This window comes from Streptomyces sp. NPDC031225, assembly GCF_055570355.1.
In genome coordinates this window covers 1-26,485 of record NZ_JBVIHJ010000034.1, presented here as the reverse complement: position 1 = coordinate 26,485, position 26,485 = coordinate 1, and the positions used below count along the sequence as shown (strand labels likewise).

The following is a 26,485-nucleotide window of genomic DNA, read 5'->3' as shown; positions in this document are numbered from 1 at the left end:
TCACAGCCACGCGGGCAGTTGGGGTACGGAACAGCCGTCGGCGGGGTGCAGGGGGCCGGGCACGGGACGCCCGGTCGCGTAGGCGGCCAGTCTGGTCAGGTCACCGCTCACCACGACGGGCTCCGCGCCGCCGGGCGCTCCCAGGAGCCAGGTGCGGTCGGCGTCCTCGGCCCGCAGTTCGACGGGAGGACAGTCGGGGCGGGCCCGGAAGGAGGCACTCACGTCGTCGAGGAGCGCGTCGCACACCTCGTGCGGCACATCGTCGAAGGTGGAGTCGATGTCCAGGTCGACGGCGTGGACCCACACCTCACGCACCCGCATCCAGGCCACCTGGGAGGCGGGCACCTCACGCCCTCGCGCGGTGCGGACCGTCGCCGCCCAGCACTCGTCGGGCAGTGCGGCGAGTTCCGCGGCAAGCCGGCCGTCGGCCGCGAACAGTGCCGCCCGTAGTTCTGCGGCCGGCCGCCGGGCGCCCTCCTCTATCTCACGCGCCCGCTGGTCCCCACTGGCGTACATGGGCGTCTCGACACCGGTCCGCGCCCAGGTCAGCAGGTTGACGAGCGCGTCGGCGTTGCGGGCGACATGGGCGACGAGGTGGGCCCTGCTCCAGCCCGGCAGGTACGAGGCCCTGGTGAATCCCGGGCCGGTCAGCCGGTGCACGGCGGCTTCGAAGGCCACCGTGCCCTTGGCCGCCTGCTCCAGCATCACTGCCGGGCGTGCGCTCACCGAGTCTCCCGGCGGCAGGTGTTGCGGGTCTCGCCGATGCCCTCGATCCGGGTGACGAGGCGCGTACCGTCCTGCAGATAGCGGGCCGGCTTGCGGGCGTGGCCGACCCCGCCCGGAGTACCGGTGGCGATGACGTCGCCGGGCACAAGGGTGACGATCTCGGACAGGTACGCGACGAGAGTGGCCGGGTCGAAGACGAGGTCACCGGTGTCGGCCTTCTGGACCGTGTCGCCGTCGACCTCACAGGTCAGGCTCATGCCCTGGGCGGACGCCGCGGGGTCGTCGGCCGTGACCAGCCAGGGTCCGATGGGGGTGGTGGCCTCGAAGGTCTTGCCCTGGTCCCACTGGGTGGTGCGGTACTGCCAGTCGCGGGCGGTCACGTCGTTGAGCACGGTGTACCCGGCGATCGCGGCCCGTGCCTGCTCCGTGTCGGCGTGCCGGACCTCGGCCCCGATGACGACGCCCAGTTCGGCTTCCCAGTCCATCTGTGTGGAGGCGGCGGGCAGGGTCACGTCGTCGTAGGCGCCGACCAGCGCTCGCGCGAACTTGGAGAAGAGTGTGGGGTGCGAGGGGAGCTCGCGGCCCATCTCCAGTATGTGGGTGCGGTAGTTGAGACCGACGCACACAACCTTCTCCGGCGCGACAACGACTGGGGCGTAGTCCAGGGCACCTTCGTAGGTGTCACCGTCAGCCTCCGCGGCGCGCGCCGCCCAGTCGGTGTGGCGCAGGAAGGCCACCAGGTCGTTCTCGCCGAGGTCCACGGCCTTGTCCTCGTCGACGCGGACGGCGCGTGTGGTGCCGTTGACACGGATGGTGGCGAGCTTCACTGCTGTTCTCCTCGGGAGGTGCGGGCGAGGCCCAGGGCCTCGTAGACGGGCTCGTCGCTGAAACGGAAGAGGTCGACCTGGGTACGGGCGGACAGCGAGACCTCACACCAGGACGGGACGACGAACAGGTCCCCCTTGGCGATCTCGAAGACCTTGTCGCCCACCGTGGCGATTGCCTCGCCCTCGAACACCTGCCAGACCGCGGAGCCGACGGTGCGTACCGGGACGGTCCGGGTACCGGCCCGCAGTCGGCGCATCTCGGTGCGCATCGTGACCAGGGCGTCCCTGCCGGTGGTGGGGTTCGAGAAGCGGATCCCGGCGTGCCCGGGCTCGATCACGCCGGGAACGCCTTCCTCCTCCAGTTCCAGCTGGGCGGTCAGGGCGGCGTCGGTGTGTTCCCAGCGGTAGGCGTTCAGCGGGGAGTTGGGCTGGTCGGGCCGGCTGATCGGGCGCAGTCCGGGCTGTCCCCACAGCCGTTCGCCGCGCGATCGCTCGGGGGTTTCGCGGGTGGACAGCTCATCCGGGCCGAACTCGAAGAAGCCGCCGTCGAGTTTGGAGACGAGCGGGATGTCGAGGCCGTCGAGCCAGGCCATCGGCTCGTCGGTGACGTTCTGGTGCTCGTGGAAGGCCCAGCTCGGCGTGAGCAGCAGGTCACCGCGGCGCATCGCCACCGCGTCCCCGTCGACGTTGGTCCACACGCCTTCGCCTTCGAGCACGAACCGGAAGGCTCCCTGGCTGTGCCGGTGCGAGGGGGCGACCTCGCGCGGGCCCAGGTACTGGATCGCGGTCCACAGGGTCGGAGTGGCGTAAGGAAGGCCCGGAAGTCCGGGGTTGGACAGGGCCATGGCACGGCGCTCGCCGCCACGACCCACCGGTACGAGTTCTCCGGAACGCTGCGCGATGGGCAGCAGGTCCGTCCACCGCCACAGGTGTGGCACCACTGCGGGCTGCGGCGACATCGGCATGAGGTCGTCCACCTGGGTCCACAGCGGGATCAGACCCGCGTCCTCGAAGTCCGCGTACAGCTCGTCGAGCAGCTTGCGCTCGGTCTGTTCGCTGGTGGTATCGGTCACGGAAACCTCCACGTCGTGTGTTCGGCGACCGCCGTAACAAGCGCGCATCCTGCGGCGCTGTTTCCTGACGTTACGCCGACGTTTCCCCTCATCGGAATCCTTGAAGGGTAGGATTCCGCTATGGAGAATTCAGTGGAGCGTTCGCCCGGCCCGTCGTATCCGGTGAGCGCCGCCGGCAACGCCCTGCGCGTCGTACGGCTGCTGCACGAGCTCGACGAGCTGCGGGTGATGGACGTCGCGGACCGGCTCGGTGTCGCGCGCTCGACCGCGCACCGGATCCTGGCGATGCTGGTCTTCGAGGGATTCGCCGTGCAGGACCGCCACAAGGTGTACCGGCCGGGGCCGGCTTTGCAGGCGATCAGGGGAAGCCAGGCGGCCCCTCCTCCGGACCTGATCACCATCGCCCACCCTCACCTGCGACGACTGGCGGACGCCGTCCGGGAAACGACCCACCTGATGGTGCTCGAGGGCAACGGCAGCCGCTTCCTGGACGGCGTTGAGGGCTCCCAGGCGCTGCGCGTCAGTTACCGCACCGGCACACTCCTGCCCGCCCACGTGACCTCGGGCGGCAAGGCCCTGCTCGCGGCACTGACCCCTGACCGGCTCCGAGCCCTCTACCCCAACGGACTCCCTGCCGACGGGGCCAAAGCCCCCAAGGACTTCGAGAGCCTGCTGAACGAGCTGGTGTCCGTGCGTCGCCACGGCTACGCCCTCAACTTTCAGGAGAGCGAGCGCGGAGTGCACGCCGTCGGCGCGTGTGTGCGGGACCGCACCGGCGCCGCAGTGGCCGCCGTGGTCGTGGCGGCCCCGTCCGTCCGCTGCACCCGTGCACGGCTCGCTGAATTGTCCCAGCCTCTCCTCATAACCGCGCGGGACATCGGTCAGGGACTGTGAACGGCAGCGGCGCACGCCACCTCAACCCACAGGGTGGCGCGCGCCGTAGCGGTCTTCGAGGAATGCCACACGACCTCTTCGAAGGGTGTCCTGCTGAACGCGCGGTTGCAGTTGTTCGCCAGGGCGGCCCCGTCCGGCACTGCCCTGCTCGCCCACCGCGCGCGACTGCTGGTCATCGACAGGGATGAGACCCCGTCAGAGCTTGCGCACGATCTTTGCTCACAGTCCCAGAATGCGGTCGGCGTTGCCGTGCGCGATGCGTGCGAGGTCGGCCGGTGCGTGCGGTGCCGAACGCAGGAACTTCACTGCCTCGGCACTGGACTCGAACGGGTAGTCGATGGAAAACAGCACCCGGTCAGCGCCAACGGCATGGACGGCTCCCAGCAGCGCGGCATGCGACATGACTCCGCTGGTCGTGACGTACACGTTGTTGCGCAGGTAGTACGAGGGCAGGTGCCGCAACCGGTGCTCGGCGGGCACCTGGTCGTAGCGACTGTCGAGCCGGGCCATCTGGAACGGCAGCAGCTCACCCATGTGCCCCAGCATCACCGACGCACGCGGGAACTGGTCGAACACCCCGCCGTAGATCAAACGCAGCGCATGGGCACCCGTCGTCGCAGTCCAGCCCCACGACGGCCCCACCAGCACCGGATACCCGTCAAAGACACGCCAGTTGTCGGCCGGGATCACAGCCGGGTGCAGATACAGCGTCACGCCAAGACGCTCCAGCTCCGCCCACACCGGCCTGAACTGCGGCTCGTCCAGGTAGTGACCGCGCACATGGTCGTTGTACAGCACACCCTTGAGCCCGAGTTCCTCCACCGCCCGGCGCAGCTCCACGACCGCGGCCTTGGGATCCTGCAACGGAAGGACCGCGAAACCCGCGAACCGCTTCGGATTTGCGGCCACCGCCTTGGCCAGGAAGTCGTTGACCCGCCGCGCGACAGCCACCGCCTCCGCCGGATCCTCGATCACTTCCAGACCCGGCGTCGAATACGACAGGACCTGGACATCGACGCCGTTGGCATCCATGTCCGCAAGCCGCAGCTCGGTCAGATCATCCAGACGCCGGAACCACTCCTGCTTGATCGCCTCCGGCGCGTGCAGGCGCTGACGGATCGCCGCCTCCTGCCGGATAGCTCCAGGAATGGAGAACGCCTCTTCCACGGCCACAATGCGCATCTTCTTCTCCCTTTTGGCGTTCCGATGGTCCTTCGAGCCGCCGACCGTCGCAGAGACACGGCCACCGGGCGCCGCCTCGGCAGCGAACGCGGGCTGTCCCGAGGCGAGACCGCCGACCACGGCGGCTCCTCCGGCAGCGGTAGTCGCGGCGATAAATCTTCGCCGGGTGGACCCGGCAGGAGGCTTGGTGCGGTGCTCGGCGGGCGGAGTCTTTGCTTGGAAGGAACGGTCGTCGGGCATGTCCACTCTCCCTTTGGGGTGCGCGGGTGATCGCCAGGGTCACGCCAATGGCTGTCGCGCTCCGCGAGGGTGCGCGTCGTTCGCGATGGGGCCGATGGCCCTTCGAGCCGCAGCCGTTGAAGGCATGGCGCCGGCCAGGGGCTGGTTGTAGCCGACTGGTCGCGGTCAGCTCGCAGAGTCGGCGGGCCGCGTCCGTCGACCTGGCCCGAGGGTGAGTGCACCCTCTTGGGCCGAGCTCCTGCCCGCACGAGGTCAGGCACTCAACTCGGCACCTCGCCGGCGCCCATCCCTGTGCGCCACCTGACCATCAGCGCCTGAGCAGCGGAAGGGTCGGCTCTTGCCGCTCCAGAGCGCTCCTGGGTGAAGTGGGGACCGCCGCCCCCTTCTCTCTTGAACTGGAGCCAAGCTAGTTCTAGGGTACTTTCCAGTCAAGACCAGTAAAGAGGTCAGATAGGCACGGGCTTGTCTCATGACCCGCAGTCAAGAGTCCGGCAGTCTGTCAACCTGTACCGACCGCCACGGCCGGGCCACGCGACGGGGCACCCCAGATCGTCGGACTGGTCATTTTCCTGGTCCGCCCCGGGTGAACCGCCTGGTCGGGATCCGCTCGCACAGGGCCTTCCCGGGCGCGTGAGGTGCTGGCGGCTGTGCCGGGCCTGCGATGAACCGCTTAACGATCTGAAGGAACACAAGAGTGGAACAGACCATGATGGCGGTCCGCCTGTTCGAACATGGCGGGCCCGAGGTGCTCAAGTACGTAGAGGCACCGATCCCCGACGTCGGCCCCGACGACGTCTTGTTGCGCGTGCACGCCACGGCCGTCAACAGCTGGGACCTGCGCTACCGCGCGGGCAACCTGCCGCAGCCCCTCCCGGGACGGCCGGCCTGGCCCCTGCCGTTCCAGCTCGGCCGCGACGCGGCCGGTGAGATCGTCGCCACCGGCGAGAACGTCACCCGCTGGCGCCCCGGCGACAGGGCGGTCCAGCTCCCGCACCCGCCATGCCGCAACTGCGCCCTGTGCGTACGCGGACTCGAGAACCTGTGTATAGACACCGCCTACCCCGGACACCAGGTCTTCGGCGGATACGCCCAGTACGTCGCGCGCCGCCAGGACGCCGTCCTGCCCATTCCCGACGGCGTCGATTACGAGACGGCCGCAGCCACCATGTGGACCTACACCACTCCGCTCAACTGCGCCAGGCAAGCGCCCGTCGGCCCCGGCGACACGGTGGTCATCACCGGCGCCAGCGGCGGAATGGCGATCGCCTGCGCACAACTGGCCAAGCTGAGCGGCGCCACCGTCATCGGCACCACCACCAAGCCGGACCGCGACGAAGCACTCAGGAAGCTCGGCTACGACCACATCGTGCACTCCACCGATCCCCGGATGCCGGCACAGGTACGGGAGCTGACCCATGGTCTGGGCGCCGACGCCGTCTGGGACTGCGTCGGCGGCAACGACTTCTTCCAGCTCTCTCTTGCCTGCACACGCCTCGGCGGCACCGTCATCGTCCTTGGCACACCGACCGACCAGGGGTCCCGCCTCGAACTGGACGCACTCGCCCTCATCGGCCAACAGGTCAAGATCGCCAGCGTGCGCGGCGCCACCCTGCGCGACCAACAACTGTGCCTGGAACTGCTGGCAGACAAAAAGATCACCCCGATCATCGACCGCGCCTACCCCCTCGAAGAAGCAGCCGAAGCCCACACCTACCTCGAAAGCCAACGACAGACCGGCAAGGTAATCCTCCTGCCCTGACGCCCAGCCAACTGCCGAAGGAGTACGGGTGGAGTCCGGACTGGCCGGCGGCCTTCACAGCGATGTACGGAGTGCGCCGAGGTGAGCGCGGGTCCATGAGGCGCCGGTGGCGATCGCGCCCTTGCCTGCCGCGGGCAGGCGGGAAGCCGTGGAGCCCGTCACTGTTCGCTGCATGACCCCACCCATGCCGTGCCGCCTGGTCCGCCCGAGCCCCTGCCGCCGCCACGTGGCCATTGCGATGCGGGTGGGTGACGCCGTTCGTTGGCCTGCGTGCCGGGTCTTCGCACGCACCGTGCACAGCCGGGCCTGACCAGCCGGCACGCGCGTCCCGGCACGCCTGCGTGACGCACCCAGGTCCGACGCCGACAAGCATCCGGAGCAGCAGGAATGTACGGCTTCCCTCTCGGCGGGGGGGGGTGAGAACCGCAAGCGCTACATGTCGAGACACAGGTGGGTGCTGCCCCGGGGGCAGAGGCATTGCGCGGACGTGCGACATTCACCGCTGCGCTGCGAGCGAAAGGCCGGAAGGGCACTGTCCGAACAGTTCGTCGACACACTGCTCCACGGCCTACGGACCGTTGCCTCCCCGCGCGGTTGAACACGTCGCCACCGAGGGCAGGCCCGCTGCCACCCGACTCCGGCGCACCGCACCCGGCTGGAGCGCGCACCACGCATAGTGGTGACCCCGGCCATACGTCTGAAGAGAGCATGCGCATTCGCTGGACGCCTCACGGCGCAGGTCACCGTGTTGGCGAGCACGAGCAGCCCTCGGTGCCATGGCGGTTTTACGTTGCAGTCGCTGCGCGGGGTGTCTCCCCTGGTTCAGGGGAGACACCCCGACTGCGTGGTGAGCGCTCAGCCTCGCGCGGCGAACGCGGTGGCCGCTTCTTCGAAGGACGCGGGTTCACGGCCGAGCAGCATCCGCAGGACGTTGCTATTGCCGCGCAGGCCGTGCCGGTCATAGTCCTGCCACATGGCGCGCATGTCCGAGGCCCGGGACGCGGAGTCGGCCACGCCCGGCGGGAGCGGTGCGTCCGCCCAGCGCACCGTCCTCGCCTCCAGATCCACTCCTCGTGCCCGCCCGGCGAAGCGCACCGCGTCGGCCAACGTCAGGGCAGGTCCGGCGAGTTCGTAGGTCGCCGAGTCGTGCCCCTGCTGGGAGAGCACCTTGACGCCGGTTTCCCCGAGGTCACGCAAGTCGATGAACGAGAACTCGTTGTCGACGTTGAACGGCACCTCGACGGGGCCGGCCGGAGCCTTCCCCCACGTCGACAGGACGATCTGCGCGAACATCGAGGGCTGCAGGATCGTCCAGTTCAGCCGCGAGGCCCGCACCGCGGCCTCGGCGTTCGCCTTGCGCAGGTGGTGGCGCAGCCCGGGAGTGTGCGGGTGGAGGACCGACAGGTACACGAACCGGCGCGCGCCCTCGTGCACAGCCGCCTCAAGTGCCCTGACCGCGAGCACGTCTTCCTCCGGATGGAATGCCGGCGGAATCATGAACACGAAGTCGGCGCTCTCCAGCGCCTGACGGACGGTGTCCGGCTTCTCCAGGTCGGCCTCGACGATGTCGTCCACGCCCAGGGCAGCGACTCGGTCCCGCCCTGCCGGGCCGTGCACCACGGCCCGGACCCGCAATGGAGCTCGCAGCGCGGCCTCCAGCACGTACGTACCGCAGAGCCCGGCCGCCCCGATCACCGCGATCAGGGGCGGCTCCTGGCTGCGTACGGCTTCTGATTCGGACACTTTCCGGCTTCCTCTCACTGTTCTGAGGCGACTCCGCGGAGCCGTGACGCGTGCGTGCGTCGGGTCATGGATTGATCACGGTCATCCACATGGGGTCCTCGACGCGTTGCTGCATTGCGTCCATGGCCTTGAGCGCTTCCGTGAGCGGGAACCGGTGGGTGATGAGTTCGTCTGCCGTGAGGGTGCCCGCCGCGAGCAGACGCAGGACATCCGTCGCGTCCTGGCGGGTGTAGGCGCGCGTGGAGACGAAGCGCCAGCAGTGCATCATCAGGGCGATGGGGGGCAGCGCCAGCGGGGTGGAGTTGCCGCCCATGTGTACGAGTGTGCCGCCGGTGGCCATAGCGGCCATGGCCTGGCCGAGGGCGGGCCCCTCCGGGATGAAGTCGATGACGGCATGGGCTCCCCCGGGTGCCAGCTCGCGCAGCCGACGGGTGAGAGAACCGTCGGTCGACCAGTTCTTAGGAAGTTCGCCGATTGCAACGACGTCGGTCGGTATGCCGCCAGCGAGCCCCGCCACACGGTGGAGGCGCTCGCTGTCGCGGCCGACGAGGATCAGACGGGCGACTTTGAAGTGCTCCGCGAGTTTGACCGTCGCGGTTCCCATGGTGCCGGTCGCGGCGGTGACCACGAGCGTGGCCCGTTCCGGAAGGTCGGCGCACTTGAGTGCGCGCACGGCGTTGGCCAGATCCTGGACCTTGGCCGCGACATCGAAGCCGACGGAGTCCGGCAGCGAATCGATCAGCCAGTGCGGGACACGGACGTACTCCGCGAGTCCGCCGTCGTGGTACTGCTCGTACAGAGGCATCGCGGCATCGCCGAAGGCGGCGTGGCCGAGCATGGCCTGCTGGGCGCACATCATGTCCCGGTCGGTACGGCAGTACTCGCACTCACGGCAGTTCAGCAGAGGGTGCACCCGCACCCGGTCGCCGACCGCGTGGCCGGTGACGTCCCGGCCGACGGCGGAGATGACGCCTGCGGCCTCGTGGCCGAGGGTGGTGGGCAGGTGCTTGAGCGCTCCCATCCGAAGCAGGCGCATGATGCCCGGCGCCAAACCGGCGGAGGCGACCTTCACCACCACGTCGAGCGGACCCGGGTCGGGGACGGGCACCTCCTCAAGGACGAGCGCTTCGGCACCCTTGTGCGCACGCAGGGCAAGCATCGTGGCCATCAGCGGACCTCCACGGTGAGGCTCGGGAGCCGTTCCGGCGTGTACGCGTCCGCCGTACGCGCGGTCTCGGCGACCTGGGGCAGTTCCTGGTGCGAGAGAAGACTGACGTAGTGACCGGGCTCGGTCACGACGCTGGCGTGGGAGATGCCGAGCGGGATGCGCACGAAATCACCCGGCTCAAGGTCGACGATGCCCCGCTGGGTGATCAGCGTGCGGTGGCCATGGGCCTGGTACTGGATTTCGTCGGCGTCGAGGGTGCGCCGGTAGCGGCGCTGCCCGCCAGGAACGGTGGTGACCATGCCGAGGCGGATGCGATCGGTCGAATACAGCCAGGTCACGTCCTGAGCGGGATCGGCCCGCAGCACCGTCATCCGCCGCTCCTCCTGGTGCACCTGCTCGAGCAGGAGCTGTTCGTCGGCCCCGAAGACGGTGATGTCGTGACCCGCCGCGGCCATGCACTGCGTGATCGCCTCGTTGGTCTCGCCGGGCTGCCAACCGGGGAACGGCGGGATCATGGCCTCTGACTCCCGCTGGGCCAGTGCGAGTTCGGTGACCGGTGCGGGGATGTAGAACAGCAGGTGGCTGTCCTCGCGACCGTAGTTGTCGTGGGCGACGCCGCGCGGGATGCGGGAGAACTCGCCGGTCTGGAACTCGATCACACCGAGCTCGGACATCAGCGTCCGCTCGCCACCGATCTGGTAGGAGATCTCGTCGACGTCGCAATTGCGGTGGTAGAACGGCTGCCGGCCGTCCATTTTCTGCCACTCGACACGGATCTCGTCGTTCTCGTAGACACCGCGCGGCGGGGCGAACACCTCCGGCTCGTACTGCTGCGGATAGTGCACCACGGTCAGCGGCGGGTGCTCCCCCCACAACTTGACGGGCACCTTCGGGGGATGCGGCGGCGAGAGCAGCAGGTGCTCGTCGCGGACGATACTGCGCAACGGATGGTCGGAGCCCAGAACCATGACGTCTTCAACGACACTCACGGGGACCTCCTCGTCCTTGGGTGAAGGGGTGGATCGACTCTGGTGACGGGGAGGGAACGCGTGCCGCGGCCCCTTGCCCCAAGCCTGTGGCAGTGGTCACCGCTTTCGGCCCCAGTACATCTCGATGCCCTTCCATTCCATCAGCTGGGGGCTGTCGACCTTGTCCCCGAACGCCTCACGGATCTGTTCTCCGGAGTAGTAGGGGATGTCGTCCACGGGGACGTGCGCGAAGAGTTTGTCGAACCACTGCCGAAGGTGGACATCAGAGTTGATACGGGAGGTGAACGTCGTTCCCTTCAGGACCGCTTCGGCCAGCACGATGCGTCGGCCGGGCTTCATCACCCGCAGCAGGTCCGCGGCCGTCTCGTGCCAGTCGTCGGAGTGTTGTGTGGCCTGCAACACGGCGACGCAGTCGTATGCCTCATCGTCCACCGCGTCCGTGTACGACCAGCGCCAACAGCCGATCTGGCCGTTCCGGCCGGGGACCTTGCCCAGGACGGCGTTTCGTCCGTCCTTGATGATCTCCACGGTGTCGATGACGCCGTCCGGCCCCACAATGGCCTGCATGTCCTCGACCCATCCGGCGGGCGCGATGCCCTCACCGATGAGCAGAACCCGGTCTCCGGCACGGAGTTCGAGGAGACCGTAGACGATCTCGGAGATCGGCCGGGCCAGCTCCTGCCAGATGTACGGCAGACCACCGGCGATGGCCATGGTCATTTCCCATTTCACCCGCTGGTTGACGTCGTGGATCTCCGAACCGAAACGCTCCTCGTCCCACGGCTGGATGTACTTCCAGGGGTCTCCGCCACCGAAGCTGTCCTCAGCTTGTGTACTCATGTCATGGCCTCCGTAGCCTGCCGGAATCGTGTGATGAGGGCGGCATTTCTCCGGCTGGAATGCCGCCCCGGAAAGCGCCCGGTCCATCAAGCGCTGATGTTGACGAGGGCGCCGATCCCTTCGATCTCGATACGCACCTCGGTGCCGGACCGCAGGAAGAGTCCCTGCTTGTGGCCGACACCAGCGGGGGTTCCGGTGCTGATCACGTCGCCGGGTTCGAGGGTCGTCTGCCGAGAGAGACAAGAGACCAGCGCTGGAACAGGGTGGATGCGCTGCGAGGTGCGCGCGTCCTGGCGCAGCTCGCCATCGACCCAGGTGCGCAGGCGCAGGTCGTCGGGGTCGGGTAATTCGTCGAGCGTGGCAAGGGCGGGCCCCATGGGGGTGAAGGTGTCGAAGCTCTTGGCGGCGGTGACATCGGCCGACCGGCCTGGGATACGGCGGCCCTTCTGCACGTCACGGGCGCTGACGTCGTTGACGATCGTGAAGCCGGCGACGAAGGCGTACTCCTCCACCTCGGACACGTCGGTCGCGCGTCGGCCGATGACGACCGCGAGCTCGCCTTCGTGGTCGACCGCGTCGGGGGCTGCCTTCGGGAAACGGATCCGCTCTCCAGTACCGAGGACCGAGGACGGTGCCTTCAGGAAGACGACCGGCTCGGCCGGGCTCGGCGGGGCGTCCGGATCGAAAGTCCGCTCGTAGAACGGACCGTGCCCGAGAACGTGGGTGCAGAAGGCGGCCATGTCGTCGTAGCGCGCGGTCTTGAGCACCAGCTCTGAGAGCTGCAGCGCGACGGCTTGTGTCCCGTCGGCCCCTGTCTCGGTCTGAGGGGTCGTCGTCATCGTGAGGGCCTCCTTGCCCGTCAATCTGTGCGGCGCAACGGCCTTGTGGTGCGGCGCGTGATGCACCGCTGCCCGCGGTCCAGGACGTACGCACCATCGGGCTTCCGCATACGGGCAGTCACGCGGACGGTCTGCCGTCTACCAGCAGGTCGATCCCGGCAGCGGCCCGGCCTCCGTCGAAGGCGTGGTGGTATCCGACAACCAGAGCCAGGCAGCAGCTCCCGGCATCGCTGTGATCAGCGGGAATCACCAACACGCTCCCTCTCTCTTGAACGCAAGACGAGCGTAACACCGCACACGAGCGGTCAGAAGTCTTGTGTTTTTCCAGGTCTTCCCTATGGCGACATGCTCGTGTAACTCTGACCCAGGTTCAAGAGATGGGACCATCAACGCTCCGCCCCTTGCTCAGGAAGGCAGATCTTCAATGTCCGACCAGCACGAGACAGCCGCATCCGGGCGCGTCCTGGTCGTGGGAGCAGGGCCTGTAGGCCTCGCCCTCGCGACCGAGTTGGGATGGCGTGGTATCCCGGTCACCGTGATCGATCAGGGCGACGGCCGCGTGCCCTTTCCCGCAGGCGAGGCGATCTTTTCGCGCACCATGGAACACCTGCGCCGCTGGGGTTGCGCGGAAGAAGCACGCACGAAGTCCGCGCCGCCCCCGGACTACCCGCACCGAACGGTGTTCGCCACCTCCGCCACGGGGCAGGTCCTCACCGACTTCGACTACGGGGTCACCAACCGCTCTGCGGGCGTCTACACCCCGCTGACGCCGGAGGGTCCCGCGTTCCTGTCCAAGTTCTCCTTCGTTCCGTTGCTCGCACGCACGGCCAGTGAACTGCCGGGAGTCGAGATCAGGTACGGCGCCCGCCTGGAGACGATGGAGCAGGACTCCGAGGGTGTCCTGGCCGTGGTGCGCGACGTGGCGAGCGGCGCCACTGAGACGCTGGCCGGCACGTACCTGGTGGCCTGCGACGGGGGCCGCAGCGGCATCCGTCGGGCGCTCGGCATCGAGTTCGAGGGCATGTTCGCCCAGGGACACAATTTCGCTGTGCACTTCCGTGCGCCGCAGCTACTGGACCTGCTGCAACAGCGGCTGGGTGGCCCCGCGGTACAGATCCACACCCTGTCATCGGCACGCAGGCCCTACATCACTGTCGTCAACGGCGTGGACGAATGGCGGCTCTCGGTCTACCTGGACGACGAGCCCGACCTCGACGACGCGGTCGCCTGGGTGCACGAGGCCGCCGGGGCGCCGATCGACGTGGAGATCCTCGCAGCACAGCCCTGGAGCGGACACTGCGTCGTGGCCCGCACCTACCGTGACGGGCGGGTCTTCCTCGCGGGCGACGCGGCGCATCTGCTGTGGCCCAAGGGCGGCTTCGGCGCCAACACAGGGATCGGCGACGCCGTGGACCTCGGCTGGAAGCTCGCCGCGACCCTCCAGGGATGGGGAGGCCCGGCGCTCCTGGACAGCTACGAACAGGAGCGGCGGCCGATCGCCGTCCGCAACGTCACGGAAGCCTCCAGCAACTGGAGAGCCGACGCGCAGCTCGTCCCCGATCCGGTGCTCGACCGCATGGACGCGGAAGGCGAACGGCTCCGCCGTGAGATGGGCCATGAGATCCACCGGTCCCGGGCCAAGGAGTTCCGCTGCACGGGGGTCCAGCTCGGATACCGCTACAGCGGCTCCCCGGTCTGCGTGCCTGACGGCAGTCCGGAACCGCCCGACCAGCCGGACGAGTACGTGCCGTCGACGTGGCCCGGCTGCCGCGCACCGCACGTGTGGCTGCCCGACGGCAGTTCGGTGCTCGACCACTTCGGACGCGGGTTCACGCTCGTGGTCTCGGGCTCCGCGGACCCGACGCCGCTGGTGCAGGCCGCCCGCGGGTGTGGTGTGCCGTTGACGGTGCTGCGCCTCGCCGATCCGGCCGCCGCCGAGCTGTACGAGCGGCCATTCGTCCTCGTCCGCCCGGACGGCCACGTCGGCTGGCGGGGTCGGCAGGCTCCCGCGGATCCCGTCTCCGTGCTCGACATGCTCCGCGGGGCGATGCTCACGCCCGTGGACGCCAAAGCGGCCGGTGCAGGGCAGGCGGTATCAGCGGGCGTCGGGACTCACCTCGTCTGAGGCACTGCGCTCAGCGCTTCCGCCCCTTGGCCGCTGAGCTCCTGGCCACGACGGACTCCAGCAGAAACCGGATCATCTCGTGGGCCGGTCTGTTCCAGTCATTGGGCACGTGCGCCCCTTCGAAGACGGCGATCGCGACATCGCGGACGAGCTCGGCATCGATGTCAGGGATGTCGTCGAGGCCGCGCTCGGCCATGAATTCGTCGACCAGTCCGACGATCCAGTTCAGGAAGGTGTTGTGAGCCTCGCGAACTGCCTCCGAATGGGGAAGCCGGTCGTGCATGGCCTGGTGCAGCGGCCGGGAATAGCGCATGTCGGACAGCCCGCGCACCAGGCGGCTCAGCGGGTCGGCACCGGCCTGCTCCTCGTTCAGGATGCGGATCTCGCGACTGAGCATGCGGTTGATGACGGCGGCGAAGATGTGGTCCTTGGAGTCGAAGTACCAATAGACGTTGCCCCGGGCCACCCCGGCGGCGGAACTGATGTCCGCCATCGTGGTCTTGTCGTAGCCCCTCGCCAGAAAGAGCTCGGTGGCCGCGGCTAGCAGATCACCCGTGCGCTCCTCCCGGGGGATCTGTTGGCGGTTCCGCGGCATCCCGACTCCTCCCATGCGTTCACCACATCTCACGTGAGTCTAGACACCCGGCAGACCGCCCCCTGCCCAGGAGAAGGAGCGCTGTGCCCACCAGGCCCGGCAAGGAGTCCCTGCGGCGGTCACCGATGGCACTACAAAAGGCGCCTTACAGTTGGCGCCCAGTTCCCAGGCCAACGGCGTTCCTCCAGGCGGCCTCCGCCCGTCGGTTCACTCCACAGTGGGCCGGGCGAGGCCGTGGTCGTAGGCGAAGATCACCGCCTGGATGCGGTCACGGGCCCCGATCTTGGCCAGGACACGGCCGACATGCGTCTTGACCGTGGACTCGGACAGAACGAACCGCGCGGCGATCTCCCCGTTGGTCCAGCCCTTGCCGACAGCCACGAGGATCTCTCGCTCACGGTCGGTCAGCGAGGTGAGCCTCGGATCCTCGGCGGGGTCGGTTCTGTGGGAGGGGACGTACTGGGCGAACTCCTCAAGGAGGCGACGGGTGAGAGCGGGCGCGATGACGGCGTCGCCCACCGCGACCGCGCGGATCCCGGCAAGGAGTTCCTCGGGGCGCGCGTCCTTGAGGAGGAACCCGCTCGCGCCGGCCCTCAGGGCGGCATGGACGTACTCGTCGAGGTCGAAGGTGGTGAGCACGAGGACATGTGAGCGGCCGCCGGCGGCGACGATGCGGCGGGTGGCCTCGATGCCGTCCATGCCGGGCATGCGGACGTCCATCAGGACGACGTCCGGGCGCAGTTCGGCCGTCTTGCGGACCGCTTCGGCGCCGTGGGCGGCCTCGCCGACGACGTCGGTCTCGGGGACGGAGTCCAGGAGCAGGTGGAAGCCGTAGCGTTGCAGCGGCTGGTCGTCCACGATGAGCACGGTGGTCATCGGTCACCGCCGCTTCCAGGTGTGAGGTCGAGGACGGCCTCGACGCTCCATCCTCCGCCGCTCGCCGGTCCGGCGCTGACGGTGCCGCCGTACAGGGCCGCTCTCTCCCGCATCCCCACCAGCCCGTGTCCTTCCTCGTTCGGCCGTCCGGACGGTGTGGCCGGACCGGTGTCCTGGGCCCGGATGGTCAGCCAGTTGTCCTCGACGAGGATCGCCAGGTGCACCCGGGTGCCGGAGTCGGCGTGCTTCAGGGTGTTGGTGAGGGCTTCCTGGACAATGCGGTACACCGTCAGCTGCACCCCGCTGTCCAGGGCATCCACGTCACCGTAGGTCCGGTAGATGACCTCCAGTCCCACGGCGCGCACCTTGGCGCACAACGCGCCGATGTCCACGACGCCGGGCTGCGGGCTGAGTTCGGGACCACCCGTGGGGCCGTCCGCGGCCTCGCGCAGCACACCGAGGACCCGCCGCAACTCGCCGAGTGCCTGACGGCCGGTGTCGCCGATGAGTTGGAGGGCCTCCTTGCCGCGTTCGGGGGCGCTGTCGGTGGCGTAGGCGCCGGCGTCGGCGAGCGTGATGATGACGGACAGGTTGTGGCCGACGATGTCGTGCATCTCGCGGGCGACACGGGTGCGTTCGGTGGCCGTGGCCAGCCGGCTGCGCTGGTCGCGCTCGATCTCCAGCCGCGCGGCCCTCTCACGCAGTACGGCGAGCTGGGCCCGGCGGATCCGGACCACCATGCCGACCGCGAGCGCCGCAGTCGCCGTGCTCAGCAGGAAGAACAGCGCGTCCCAGACCGACACCACCGAGGACACACGCACCGCGACCAGCACCATGGCACCCGCCATCGCCGCACACGCCCACGGCAGTTGGCGCAGCCGCCCGTGCAGGGCCAGGCTGTACAGGGCGACGAAGAGTGCGATGTCCGCGCGCATCGCGGCGCCCAGGGACCATTGGAGGACGAACACCACGGCGATGACGCCGAAGGCCAACGCGGGCGTGCGCCGCCGATACAGCAGGGGCAGTATCAGTCCGGCCTGCAGGACCAGCATGCCCGCGATGGGCAGGTGAGTGAAGGCGCCCCGGACACGGGGCGGGCTGTCGGCGTCGTCCACACCGCCGTGGATCAGGTCGGGCAGGCAGAACATCAGGAAGACCAGGACGACGACCGCGGTGTCCAGCACCCACGGATGTGTCCGGTCGGCCTGCCGCAGCCGCTGGCCGCCCCGGGACAGCCGGGCGACCAGCGGCCCCATCCCGCTGATGTCATCGGTGGTCACGGACGTCACCTGACGATGGCGCGGGCGTCAGACGTCACTGCGCACGAGCCGGTATGCCGCGCCGCCCAACGCCAGCACCGTCCAGCACAGGAACACCAGCAGTCCTGCGCCCGGCGACAGGGTCGTGGAGTCGTGGGTCAGGGCGAACATCGCCTGCCCCGCGTTGGACGGCAGGTAGGGGCTGATGTCGTCCTGCCAGGAGCTCGGCAGCAGGGAGATCAGTCCGGGGATCAGCATCAGGGTGGCCACCAGGACCGAGATCCCGCCGGCCACCGACCGCAGCAGTGCGCCCAGGGCGGCTCCGATCACCCCGACCAGGCCGAGGTAGAGCCCTGCGCCCAGCAGACTCCGCAGGACACCCGCGTGCGAGAGGCTCATGGCCGCGGGCGTGCCCGAGACGATTCCGCTCCCGATCAGGAAGGTGACGAACGCACCCAGCGTCCCCACCACCAGCGCGACCAGCCCGAACACCGCCGCTTTGGACCACAGCACGGGCAGTCGCCGGGGCACCGCCGCCAGCGTCGAGCGGATCATCCCGGTCGAGTACTCCCCCGCCGTGACCAGCACCCCGAGCACGCCCAGAGCCAGCTGTGCGAAGTTCGTACCGAAGAGGGACAGGCTCACGGTCGTCGAATCGGCGAAGTCCGAGTCGAGGTTGCCGGAGTCGATCCCCGACTTGTAGCGGCTCGCGGCGATCAGGCCGAAGGCCACCACGAACAGCAGACCCAGGCCCAAGGTGATCCAGGTCGAGCGCAGAGACCACAGTTTGGCCCACTCGGAGGACAGCACGCGCCGTCCGGTCACCCGGTAGACGGGCCGGGCGGGGGTGGTCCGGGGTTCCTCGGCGGTTGCGGTGAGGGTGCTCATGCGGTCCTCCCGACGGCATCGAGGGGCTCGATCCCGGTCGTGGAGCCGTGGTACTCCACGGCATCCCTGGTCAGCTCCATGAATGCCTCCTCCAGCGAAACCGTCCGCGCGCTCAGCTCGAACAGGGCGATCCCGTGCTCAGCCGCCTTCAACCCGATCTCGCGGGCCGACAGCCCAGTCACCTGGAGCTCCTCGGAACCGATCCGCCCGGTGACGTCGACACCCGGCCCGGACAGGACGTCCCGCAGCCGCGCCGGGTCCTGCGTCACCACCTTCACCGTGTCCCCGCCCGCCTCGCGGATCAGGTCCGCAACGGTCGTGTCGGCCAGCAGCCGACCCCGCCCCACGACGATCAGGTGGTCCGCCACCAGAGCCATCTCGCTCATCAGGTGGGACGACACGAACACCGTCCGCCCCTCGTCTGCGAGCCCCTTGAGCAGGTTGCGGATCCAGAGCACCCCCTCCGGGTCCAGCCCGTTGACCGGCTCGTCCAGCATCACCGTCTGCGGATCGCCCAGCAGCGCCGCCGCGATGCCCAGCCGCTGGCCCATGCCGAGCGAGAAGGCTCCGGCCCGCTTCTTCGCCACGCTGCCGAGTCCGGCGAGGTCGATCACCTCGTCGACCCGGCGGCCCGGGATGCCGTGCGTCAGCGCGAGTGCCCTGAGGTGGTTGTACGCCGAGCGGCCCGGGTGGATCGACTTCGCCTCCAGGAGGGCGCCGACCTCCTGGAGCGGCGCCTGGTGGCGGGCGTAGGGGCGGCCGTTCACGGTGACGGAGCCGCTCGTCGGGGCGTCGAGGCCAACGATCATGCGCATGGTCGTGGACTTGCCCGCGCCGTTGGGCCCCAGAAAGCCCGTCACCGTGCCCGGCTTCACGACGAAGTCCAGCCCGTCGACGGCCGTCTTCTCGCCGTATTTCTTGGTCAACTGCCGTGCGTCGATCATTCGCGTTCTTTCTGTCGGGCTCCGGCGTCCGTCACTTCGACGCCTCACTGGCAACGCTAGGTGCCGAATCACCCGGCCCGGTGGTACCGAGAGGCTGATCTGCGCCGTCCGCGTGGTACCGCGGTACTACGCGCGCACCTGCGGTACTTTCCATCCGCGTCGGCTCCGCGGTGGTCGCAGCAGGCATCCGGCAACCGAGGAGTGCGACCCGCCGACGCCACACTCGGCGCCCCGACACGCGTGGCGCAGTGGGCCCATTCGTTCCGCGCTCGACCAGGCGTAGCTGACCCTCCGTCACTCACGGCTGGGCGATGAGAAGACGATGACCACGGCCGGGCGCGGTTCGCTGCGCCTCACGCCCGTCATCACGACGATGCTGGTGACGGTTGCCCCTGAGGCGTTTCGACAGCCCTCGGTGTCAGGAGAGGTCGGCGAGGTCTTCCTCGCTGAGGGTGATCCCGGCGACGGCCATGTTGTCCTCCAGGTGTGACAGAGACCCTGTGCCAGGAATTGCCAGGGTCGCCGGCGAGGAGGCCAGCAGCCAGGCCAGGCCGATCTGCGACACGGCGGCGCCGTGCCGGGCCGCGACCTTCGCCAGCCGCTCGTCGTCGAGTTCCCGCCCGCCACCGAGTGGGAAGAAGGGCACGAATGCGATGTCGGCCTCCTCGCAGGCCGCCAACAGCTGCACGTCGTCGCGCTTGGCGGCGTGGAACTGGTTCTGCACCGCCACGACCGGGGCGATCGCGCGAGCCTCCGTGAGATGGGCGGTGTCGATGTTGCTCAGGCCGAGGTGACGGATCAATCCCTCCTCCCGCAGCGCAGCGAGCGCCTCGAAGCGCTCGGCGAGCGACTCTCCGTGCGGGGGCTCCATCCGACCGATGCGCAGGTAGACCAAATCGAGGCGGTCCACGCCCAGGCCATCGAGGTTGGCTTCCACCAAGCCGCGCAGGTCGGCCGGGGTGGCGGCCTGGCGGAAGCCGTCGGGGCGGCGGATGGGGCCCACCTTGGCGGCGATGACCAGGTCGGCCGCGTAGGGATGGAGAGCCTCGCGAATCAGGGTGTTCGCGCGCACCGCTCCACCGGCACTGACGTAGAAGTCGGCGGTGTCGATGTGGTTCACGCCCAGTTCGACAGCGCGGCGAAGTACGGCACGGCCGGTCTCGGGGTCACGGGCCGCCCCTCCCATGCCCTCCCTGGACGGCAAGCGCATAGCACCGAAGCCGAGCCGGTTGACGACCAGGTCGCGTCCTAGTCGGAATTCGTTACTCATCGGCGGCCCTTCCTGTACGGCTCCACAACGTGCTGACAAGGAGTGTTATTGATCATGAATTTTCCCACTTTCTCGTGGCCGCCTGCACTGTTCAGCGTCCGTCCTGGGCGCGCGTGAGGTCGGACAGAGCGAAAGCACTGGTGAGGGTGCTGGTCTTGGCCTTGCCGCCCACGCACCAGGAGTCCGAGGTCTCGAACTGCCCCCACCCACGCGTCGGGCGGGCTGGGAGCCCAAGTCCTGTCAGCCGGAGTCGGTGCGGGGACGGCTCCAACCCGGGCTGGTTTTCTCCTGCCCAGGACGCAGCGAGTCCGTCCGCTCCCCCGTTTCCGGCGGCAGGCGGCTGGCGGCTGCTGGTTGCTGGTTGGACCAGCGGTTCACCTTCTGCCGGCGCGGCGGCTGGCAGTCGGGAACAGGTCCCAGCCCCGATGGCCGAGTTGGTCGGCCTCGCCTTCGACCAGCACGCGGGAGTCACGGAGCGCCCGGATATTGGCCGCCAACGTCTCGTCCGTATTGCACGGCGCGCCGCTGTCGGAGCCGTAGACCAGGTGTTCACGCGGGACCATGGCGAGCGCCGGCGCGAGACTGGCGTCGGCTCCCGCGTTGCCGGTGTCGAGGTACAGCCTGGCCAGATGCTCGCGGATCTCATCCCGGGTGATGTTCTGCGAGTTGGGCACCCAGGGCTCCGCCCCCAACTGCCCCAGCCGTCCGGACATCGCAGGCAGCGCTCCACCGGCATGGGCAAGGATCACGGTCAGGTCAGGGTAACGGCGGAACACCCCGGCGTAGAGCATGTCGACAACGCTCCGGGCGGTCTCGAACGCCACGTCCATCAAGACGGCAGGGAGGCCGAGTTGCGCCGGCGCGATCGTATTCGGGTGGGCGAAGACAACGGCACGGCGGCGGTTCAGCTCGGCCCACACCGGTTCCAGCCGCTCGTCACCGAGAAACACCCCGTTGTACCGGGCGCTCACCGCGTATCCGTCAGCGTGCAGGTCAGATTGGGCCCGTTCGATCTCGGCCAGCGCCGCCTCAGGATCGTCGGTGGGAAGTGCTGCCAACAACCCGAACCTGGCCGGATGGTCCGCGACGATCTTCGCTCCGTAGTCGTTGGAATCACTCAATGCCTGCAGCGAGGGGGTATGGATGTTGCTGAGCAGCTGCATGGCGACACCGGTCCGGTCCATGTAATCCAAGGCGGACTCCGGACTCCAGCCATACGGCTGCGTCGCCAGGAACCGCATGGCGCGCAGGCCTTCCCACTGCTTGAGCCGCTGCTCTTCCGTGAGCGGCGGCAAGAAGTGCGCGTGAACATCCACCCACCCATTGACCAACGTCATGCTTCCTGTCCTTCCGTCAGCACAGCCGTCGACGATCGCGCTCCACTCCATGACTCTGGGAAGCCCCGTCTACCGGAGCGGAGAATTCCGATCTGAACGCGGCACTGGTTCATGTCTGTTCGCTTCGCATCCCGGGCTGACGCCATCGAACTGAAGCCGGCAGAGGTGCCGAAGTACCGCCTCCCACAGCGTCGACGGTTGGCGGGCACCTGCCTACGGCTGTCATGCATCTGGTTTTCCGTCATGCGCGCGTACGCCGCCGAGGAAGCCACCCATGAACAACACCATCATTCTGGGGCGGGACAACTTCATGCACTGCTCGGCCACAACGCCCGCGCAGGGCTGTTGCAAAGTCAGTTGATCTTGTGTCTGGTCAGCGGCCGTGTCCGGGATCTTCCAAGCCCCTCAGTTGGAAGAATCGCGTGTCGAATGCCTGCTCCTGCTGGGACATCCCCTGGCATCCGGACCGGTTCGCACCGAGCAGCTCGTTCACTGGGCTCGTCCGGTGACTTCGAGGGCCGGCGCCCAGCGCGGGATCTCGCCCCTGCCGGAGACCAGCCGGATGTTCTTGCTGTAGCCGTACTCATGCAGGGTTTGCGCCGACGTTTCTCGGCCGTAGCCGCTCGCACCGACTCCGCCGAACGGCACGCCCGTGAAGTTCCGGTTGTAGTTGTTCACAAAGACGAACCCGGTATGCAGGGCGCGGCTGACCCGCAGTGCGCGCTCGGAGTCCGTCGTGAACACCGCGGCGACCAGGCCGAAGTCGGTGCCGTTGGCGATCTTGACGGCCTCGTCCTCGTCGTGGAACGGGATCATCGAGATGACCGGGCCGAAGATCTCCTCCTGCGCGATGCGCATGTCCGGGCGTACGCCGGTGAACAGCGTCGGCGCGACGTAGAAGCCGCCCGCCAGCTCCGGGTCGTCGGGGAGCGGCGCCTGCGCCGCGATCGTGGCGCCCTCCTGGACGCCTATGTCGATGTAGTCCAGAACCCGCTTGCGCTGGGCCGCGGACACCATCGGACCGATGTGCGTGCCGGGATCGACGCCGTTACCGACGCGCAGCCGCTTCACCGCGTCGCCGTAGCGGCGCGCCACCTCGTCGTAGATGTCGGCGTGTACCAGGACGCGGGACGCCGAGGTGCACGCCTCACCCTGGTTGTAGAGCCCGCCCTCGATCGCCCACGGCAGCGCCAGGTCGAGGTCCGCGTCCTCAAAGATGATGAACGGGTCCTTGCCGCCGAGCTCCATCAGAGTCGGCGTCAGGTTGTCGGCCGCGGTCTTGATGACCGAGACGCCGGTGGTGGGTGACCCGGTGAACGAGATTTTGCCGACGAGCGGGTGGCCGGCGAGCCGGGACCCGATCGAGCCGGTGCCGGGAATGACGTGGACCACGTCGTCGGGCAGGACGGACTGGATGATCTCCACCATGCGCTTGGAGGAGAGCGGGGCCTGCTCCGGCGGCTTGATGACCACCGCGTTGCCGACGGCCAGTGCCGGGGCCAGCTTGCTGGCGGTGTGAATCGGCGGCCAGTTGAACGGCACGATCGCGGCGACGACACCGTAGGGTTCGAGCACCGTGATGTCCAGCAGACTTCCGCCGTCATTGACCTGGCCCGGCATGGAGTCGCACAGGCTCGCGAAGAATTCGAAGACCCCGATCGCCGCGTTCACGTCCCCGTTGCGCGCCTGGGTCAGTGGTTTGCCGTTGTCGCTGCACTCCAGGGCCGCGATCTCGTCGGCGTGCTCGCGCACCGCCTGAGCGATCTTGCGCAGCCAACTGCCGCGCTCGCGGGCCGTGCGGGCCTTCCAGGAGAAGTGCGCGTCGTAGGCCGCCTGTACGGCCTGGTCGACTTCCTTGTCGCCTGCGCCGTGCACGACAGCCAGCGGCGCGCCGGTCGCGGGGTTGTCGACGGTGAACTGATCGGTGACGTCCTCGGACGACCACCGGGTACGGATCTCGGGTTGTGACGACCTTGCCATGGTCTTGCTCCGTTCAGGAGTTCGCTTCGTTTGGACGACTCGTGCGCGAGACGCGGCGGCCGCCGGTGGATGAGGGCCCTCATGGCCAGAGAACGATCTCGGTGTTCGTGTGTCGGCGTTCCAGCTCCCGGAATGCCTCGCGGACGTCATCGAGCCGGTGGACGCCTGCAATGGGGATCTCCAGATCCCCATTTGGAACTGGCGCTGGAACTCGGCGTACCCAGTGGACGGATCAACACGATCATCGGCTTCCCGGGTACGGCGAGGCACGGCACCAAGGCGGAGGACAGCGCGGCCGCATCGAGCGCCGACGTACTGCAGGAGCTCGCCCCACTCATCGCGCCGGCAGGTGAGTCCACCCCGCCGGCGGCACCGGAGACGACGACGGTCTCGCCGCGCTTGACCCTGTTGGCGTGCACCGCATCGTGGCTCCTCACGTCGCACTGCGGGTGAGGAACATGTGGGACTACGTGGACTGTCGGTCGTTCACAGTCCCAGAATGCGGTCGGCGTTGCCGTGCGCGATGCGTGCGAGGTCGGCCGGTGCGTACGGTGCGGAATGCAGGAACGCCACTGCTCCGGCGCTGGACTCGAACGGGTAGTCCATGGAGAACAACACCCGGTCGGCTCTGGCCGCCGGTTGGTCAGGCGGTCTTCTTGTCGCCCTCGGCCAGGATCCTGCCGCGTACGGCGGCGAGGGCTCCCGCCATCGCGCCCGCGGGCCTGCCGAAGGTGGTCGCCGAGAACTGGGCGGGGCCGGTCTTGGCGGTGAAGGAGTGCGGGTAGGCGAACTCCCGGAGTCCTTCCTCGCCCTGCTTGCGCCCGTAGCCGCTGTCGCCGCGACCGCCGAAGGGCACGGCGGGGTTGATGGAGAACACCAGGGCGTCGTTGATGCTGGTCATTCCGACGCGGAGTTGACGGGCGATGGCTTCGCCGCGGTCGCGGCTGAAGACGGCGCTGCCCAGTCCGTAGCGGCTGGCGTTGATGTGCGCGATGGCTTCCTCGGTGTCGGCGACCTTGACGACGGCGAGCGTGGGTCCGAACGTCTCCTCGGTCACCGCCAGGGCGTCGGGGCTCACGCCGACGAGGATGGTGGGGGTGACATAGCGCTCCCCCACTGCCTCGATGCCACCGACCGTGGCTGTGGCGCCGCGATCGAGAGCGTCCTGGATGTGCTCCCGGATGATCGGGATCTGAGTGGGCAGGGGAACCGGCCCGATCTCCGCGTCCTCGTCGCTGCCGACGCGCACCTGCTTGGCGAGGTCGCTGATCTTCTCGACGAACTCGTCGTGCACCGACTCGACGACGTAGGCCACTTCGAGGCTGATGCAGCCGTGTCCGGTGTTCTGTATGGCGCCCCATACGACGTGCTTGGCGGCTTCGTCCAAGTCGGCGTCTTCGGCAACAACGACGCCGTCCTTTCCGCCGAGTTCCAGCAGAACGGGGGTCAGGGTCTGCGCGCACTGGGCGGCCACCGTCTTGCCCGTGGCGACGCTGCCGGTGAAAGCGAGCTTGTTCAGACCGGCCTCGATGAGCGCCCCGCCGGTGGCCCCGAACCCGTTGAGACACTGGAGGACGTTCGGAAGGTCGGGGACCGCACGCTGCCAGGTCCGGACGAGCCACTCCCCGACGCCTGGCGTGATCTGGCTGGGCTTGAGGATGGCCGCGTTTCCGGCCGCGACCGCCTCGATCAGGATGGCCCCCGGCGTCAGGAGAGGGAAGTTCCACGGACCGATGACACCGACGACGCCGTAGGGCTGGTATTCGACCCACGCTCGCTGGTTGGGCACGGACGGGCTGGCGGGGACGTCCCGCCGACCCAGCACGCGCTCGGCGTTTTCGATGGCGTACTGCACGTGCTCCAGAATCCCCAGCACTTCAACGCGGGCGTCGTCGAGGGGCTTGCCGTTTTCGGCGTGGATGAGGGAGGCCCCCTCCTCGCCACCTACGGCTATCTCCCGCCGCCATGCGCGCAGACGCTCCGTGCGGCCCTCGAATCCGAGGTCCCACCAGGGTCCGGCGGACGAGCGTGCGGCAGCGACAGCCGCGGCGGCCTCTTCCTTGCCGGCCACGGGGTACCGGGCGAACTCTGCGCCGGTGGCCTGGTCAACGGTGACCACCTCGCTCCCGTCCTGTCCGATGACTCCGTCACGCGTGACCGTTGGAGTGTTGTTGGTCATGTTTTCTCCCACTTTGTTACGACCGCCTCCTGCCGAGCAGCACCCCGAGGGTGATGGGCAGGTGACGGACGTTGCGCTCGGCGCAATGAAGGGCCGCCATGTGACAGCAGGGGCACGCCGACGCGAACGACTTCAGCGATGGCTCGAAGGTCCTTGGCAAGTACTAGGTTATCAACCTAGTGATTGATGTCAAGCATTTGATAGCAGGCAGGCGCTTGGGGATCAGTCAGTCAGGTCGAGGGCAGCGCGGACAACGCTGTCCGCATCGACTCCGTGCTCGCGGTAAACGTCCTCCAGCGATCCTGACTGCCCATCCGCGATGGCCCAGGGAGGCAACAGGCCCACAATTGACGGCGGTACAGGGCTGTCGGACCAACCGAAAACCGCTGGGCCAAAGAACAGACCCAGTAGGTCAACAATGGACTGCTTGACCTGCTAGGCAAGGAGCCGGCGACCGTTCCGCACGACGGCGGGGTCATCGTGATCGACGACCCCGGGGACCGCACGGACGGCACCGCGACCGCACATGTGGGCCGGAAGCGGGTGGGCCGGTGTACGCAACTCCCTACACCCCCGCCCGCCACTTCCCCTCGGGGCCGGCGGGAAGGAGGCGGGCTTTTCCTGCCGGGCAGTGGCCGCCGACTACGCCTACTCCGTCAGCGAGGTCGGGGGGGGGGGGGGGGGGGGGGGGGGGGGGGGGGGGGAGGGGGGGGGGGGGGGGGGGGCAGGGGGGGGGGGCCACGGGGAGAAGA

General features: G+C 68.6%; 22 protein-coding genes and 1 pseudogene. 5 read left to right on the top strand and 18 right to left on the bottom strand.

From position 1 onward, the window contains the following. From ACZ48Z_RS40090 to ACZ48Z_RS40080, 3 genes are read right to left on the bottom strand one after another with little or no spacing between them, the layout of a single operon-like run. On the bottom strand, nt 1-726 hold the full coding sequence (locus ACZ48Z_RS40090) for a maleylpyruvate isomerase family mycothiol-dependent enzyme (RefSeq protein WP_468740854.1): 726 nt from the start codon (nt 724-726) through the stop codon (nt 1-3). Further along, a complete protein-coding gene (locus ACZ48Z_RS40085; protein WP_468740853.1) occupies nt 723-1,553 on the bottom strand; it encodes a fumarylacetoacetate hydrolase family protein in 831 nt (276 codons plus the stop codon). The genes ACZ48Z_RS40090 and ACZ48Z_RS40085 overlap by 4 nt, the downstream gene beginning before the upstream one ends. Further along, entirely contained in the window at nt 1,550-2,626 is a 1,077-nt protein-coding gene (locus ACZ48Z_RS40080) for a cupin domain-containing protein (RefSeq protein WP_468740852.1), read from the bottom strand. Before ACZ48Z_RS40080 ends, ACZ48Z_RS40085 begins: the two co-directional genes overlap by 4 nt. 120 nt (nt 2,627-2,746) lie before the next feature. Between ACZ48Z_RS40080 and ACZ48Z_RS40075 the strand changes: the two genes are divergently transcribed. Continuing rightward, nucleotides 2,747-3,520, top strand: coding sequence for an IclR family transcriptional regulator (locus ACZ48Z_RS40075; protein ID WP_468740851.1), 774 nt, complete (start codon nt 2,747-2,749; stop codon nt 3,518-3,520). Between the two features lie 219 nt (nt 3,521-3,739). Here ACZ48Z_RS40075 and ACZ48Z_RS40070 read toward each other — a convergent pair whose 3' ends face one another. Beyond that, the gene (locus tag ACZ48Z_RS40070; RefSeq protein ID WP_468740850.1) at nt 3,740-4,942 is read right to left on the bottom strand and encodes an amidohydrolase family protein; all 1,203 of its coding nucleotides are present in this window, start codon (nt 4,940-4,942) and stop codon (nt 3,740-3,742) included. Nucleotides 4,943-5,636: 694 nt separating this feature from the next. Here ACZ48Z_RS40070 and ACZ48Z_RS40065 point away from each other — a divergent pair. After that, on the top strand, nt 5,637-6,701 hold the full coding sequence (locus ACZ48Z_RS40065; RefSeq protein ID WP_468740849.1) for a quinone oxidoreductase family protein: 1,065 nt from the start codon (nt 5,637-5,639) through the stop codon (nt 6,699-6,701). Nucleotides 6,702-7,556: 855 nt separating this feature from the next. On the opposite strand, the gene ACZ48Z_RS40060 is transcribed toward ACZ48Z_RS40065, so the two are convergent. The 5 genes from ACZ48Z_RS40060 to ACZ48Z_RS40040 form a co-directional block, all read right to left on the bottom strand. Continuing rightward, nucleotides 7,557-8,444 (bottom strand): SDR family oxidoreductase, encoded by an 888-nt coding sequence (locus tag ACZ48Z_RS40060; protein WP_468740848.1) that lies wholly within the window; start codon nt 8,442-8,444, stop codon nt 7,557-7,559. A 64-nt stretch (nt 8,445-8,508) separates the two neighbouring features. Continuing rightward, nucleotides 8,509-9,612: an alcohol dehydrogenase catalytic domain-containing protein gene (locus ACZ48Z_RS40055; protein ID WP_468740847.1), complete on the bottom strand. Its 1,104-nt coding sequence runs from the start codon at nt 9,610-9,612 to the stop codon at nt 8,509-8,511. Continuing rightward, nucleotides 9,612-10,601 carry a hypothetical protein gene (locus tag ACZ48Z_RS40050; protein WP_468740846.1) on the bottom strand — a complete coding sequence of 330 codons (990 nt, stop codon included), beginning with the start codon at nt 10,599-10,601 and terminating at the stop codon, nt 9,612-9,614. Before ACZ48Z_RS40050 ends, ACZ48Z_RS40055 begins: the two co-directional genes overlap by 1 nt. A gap of 96 nt (nt 10,602-10,697) precedes the next feature. Next, entirely contained in the window at nt 10,698-11,441 is a 744-nt protein-coding gene (locus ACZ48Z_RS40045) for a methyltransferase domain-containing protein (RefSeq protein WP_468740845.1), read from the bottom strand. Nucleotides 11,442-11,527: 86 nt separating this feature from the next. Further along, on the bottom strand, nt 11,528-12,280 hold the full coding sequence (locus ACZ48Z_RS40040) for a fumarylacetoacetate hydrolase family protein (protein WP_468740844.1): 753 nt from the start codon (nt 12,278-12,280) through the stop codon (nt 11,528-11,530). A 424-nt stretch (nt 12,281-12,704) separates the two neighbouring features. Between ACZ48Z_RS40040 and ACZ48Z_RS40035 the strand changes: the two genes are divergently transcribed. Then, nucleotides 12,705-14,405 (top strand): FAD-dependent monooxygenase, encoded by a 1,701-nt coding sequence (locus ACZ48Z_RS40035; RefSeq protein ID WP_468740843.1) that lies wholly within the window; start codon nt 12,705-12,707, stop codon nt 14,403-14,405. Nucleotides 14,406-14,415: 10 nt separating this feature from the next. Here ACZ48Z_RS40035 and ACZ48Z_RS40030 read toward each other — a convergent pair whose 3' ends face one another. The 8 genes from ACZ48Z_RS40030 to ACZ48Z_RS39995 all read right to left on the bottom strand — a co-directional run bounded on the left by ACZ48Z_RS40030 (nt 14,416) and on the right by ACZ48Z_RS39995 (nt 23,554). Further along, the gene (locus ACZ48Z_RS40030; protein ID WP_356038730.1) at nt 14,416-15,000 is read right to left on the bottom strand and encodes a TetR/AcrR family transcriptional regulator; all 585 of its coding nucleotides are present in this window, start codon (nt 14,998-15,000) and stop codon (nt 14,416-14,418) included. Between the two features lie 207 nt (nt 15,001-15,207). After that, on the bottom strand, nt 15,208-15,876 hold the full coding sequence (locus tag ACZ48Z_RS40025) for a response regulator (protein WP_402172263.1): 669 nt from the start codon (nt 15,874-15,876) through the stop codon (nt 15,208-15,210). Further along, on the bottom strand, nt 15,873-17,156 hold the full coding sequence (locus ACZ48Z_RS40020; RefSeq protein WP_468740842.1) for a sensor histidine kinase: 1,284 nt from the start codon (nt 17,154-17,156) through the stop codon (nt 15,873-15,875). Before ACZ48Z_RS40020 ends, ACZ48Z_RS40025 begins: the two co-directional genes overlap by 4 nt. Nucleotides 17,157-17,183: 27 nt before the next feature. Beyond that, complete coding sequence (locus ACZ48Z_RS40015) at nt 17,184-18,023, bottom strand: ABC transporter permease (RefSeq protein WP_356038725.1); 840 nt, start codon at nt 18,021-18,023, stop codon at nt 17,184-17,186. Next, a complete protein-coding gene (locus ACZ48Z_RS40010) occupies nt 18,020-18,967 on the bottom strand; it encodes an ABC transporter ATP-binding protein (protein ID WP_468740841.1) in 948 nt (315 codons plus the stop codon). Before ACZ48Z_RS40010 ends, ACZ48Z_RS40015 begins: the two co-directional genes overlap by 4 nt. 418 nt (nt 18,968-19,385) lie before the next feature. Further along, on the bottom strand, nt 19,386-20,237 hold the full coding sequence (locus ACZ48Z_RS40005) for an aldo/keto reductase (RefSeq protein ID WP_468740840.1): 852 nt from the start codon (nt 20,235-20,237) through the stop codon (nt 19,386-19,388). 374 nt (nt 20,238-20,611) lie between these two features. Further along, on the bottom strand, nt 20,612-21,574 hold the full coding sequence (locus ACZ48Z_RS40000; protein ID WP_468740839.1) for an amidohydrolase family protein: 963 nt from the start codon (nt 21,572-21,574) through the stop codon (nt 20,612-20,614). A 489-nt stretch (nt 21,575-22,063) separates the two neighbouring features. Continuing rightward, nucleotides 22,064-23,554 (bottom strand): aldehyde dehydrogenase family protein, encoded by a 1,491-nt coding sequence (locus ACZ48Z_RS39995; RefSeq protein WP_468740838.1) that lies wholly within the window; start codon nt 23,552-23,554, stop codon nt 22,064-22,066. A gap of 192 nt (nt 23,555-23,746) precedes the next feature. Here ACZ48Z_RS39995 and ACZ48Z_RS39990 point away from each other — a divergent pair, with 192 nt between their 5' ends. Continuing rightward, nucleotides 23,747-24,007, top strand: coding sequence for a hypothetical protein (locus ACZ48Z_RS39990; RefSeq protein ID WP_468740837.1), 261 nt, complete (start codon nt 23,747-23,749; stop codon nt 24,005-24,007). 190 nt (nt 24,008-24,197) lie between these two features. Here the strand turns inward: ACZ48Z_RS39990 and ACZ48Z_RS39985 are convergent, their stop codons facing one another. Continuing rightward, on the bottom strand, nt 24,198-25,733 hold the full coding sequence (locus tag ACZ48Z_RS39985) for an aldehyde dehydrogenase family protein (RefSeq protein WP_468740836.1): 1,536 nt from the start codon (nt 25,731-25,733) through the stop codon (nt 24,198-24,200). Nucleotides 25,734-26,144: 411 nt separating this feature from the next. On the opposite strand from ACZ48Z_RS39985, the pseudogene ACZ48Z_RS39980 reads away from it, so the two are divergent. After that, nucleotides 26,145-26,397, top strand: a pseudogene (locus tag ACZ48Z_RS39980) (IS701 family transposase); the annotation flags it as partial. Nucleotides 26,398-26,485: the final 88 nt, after the last annotated feature.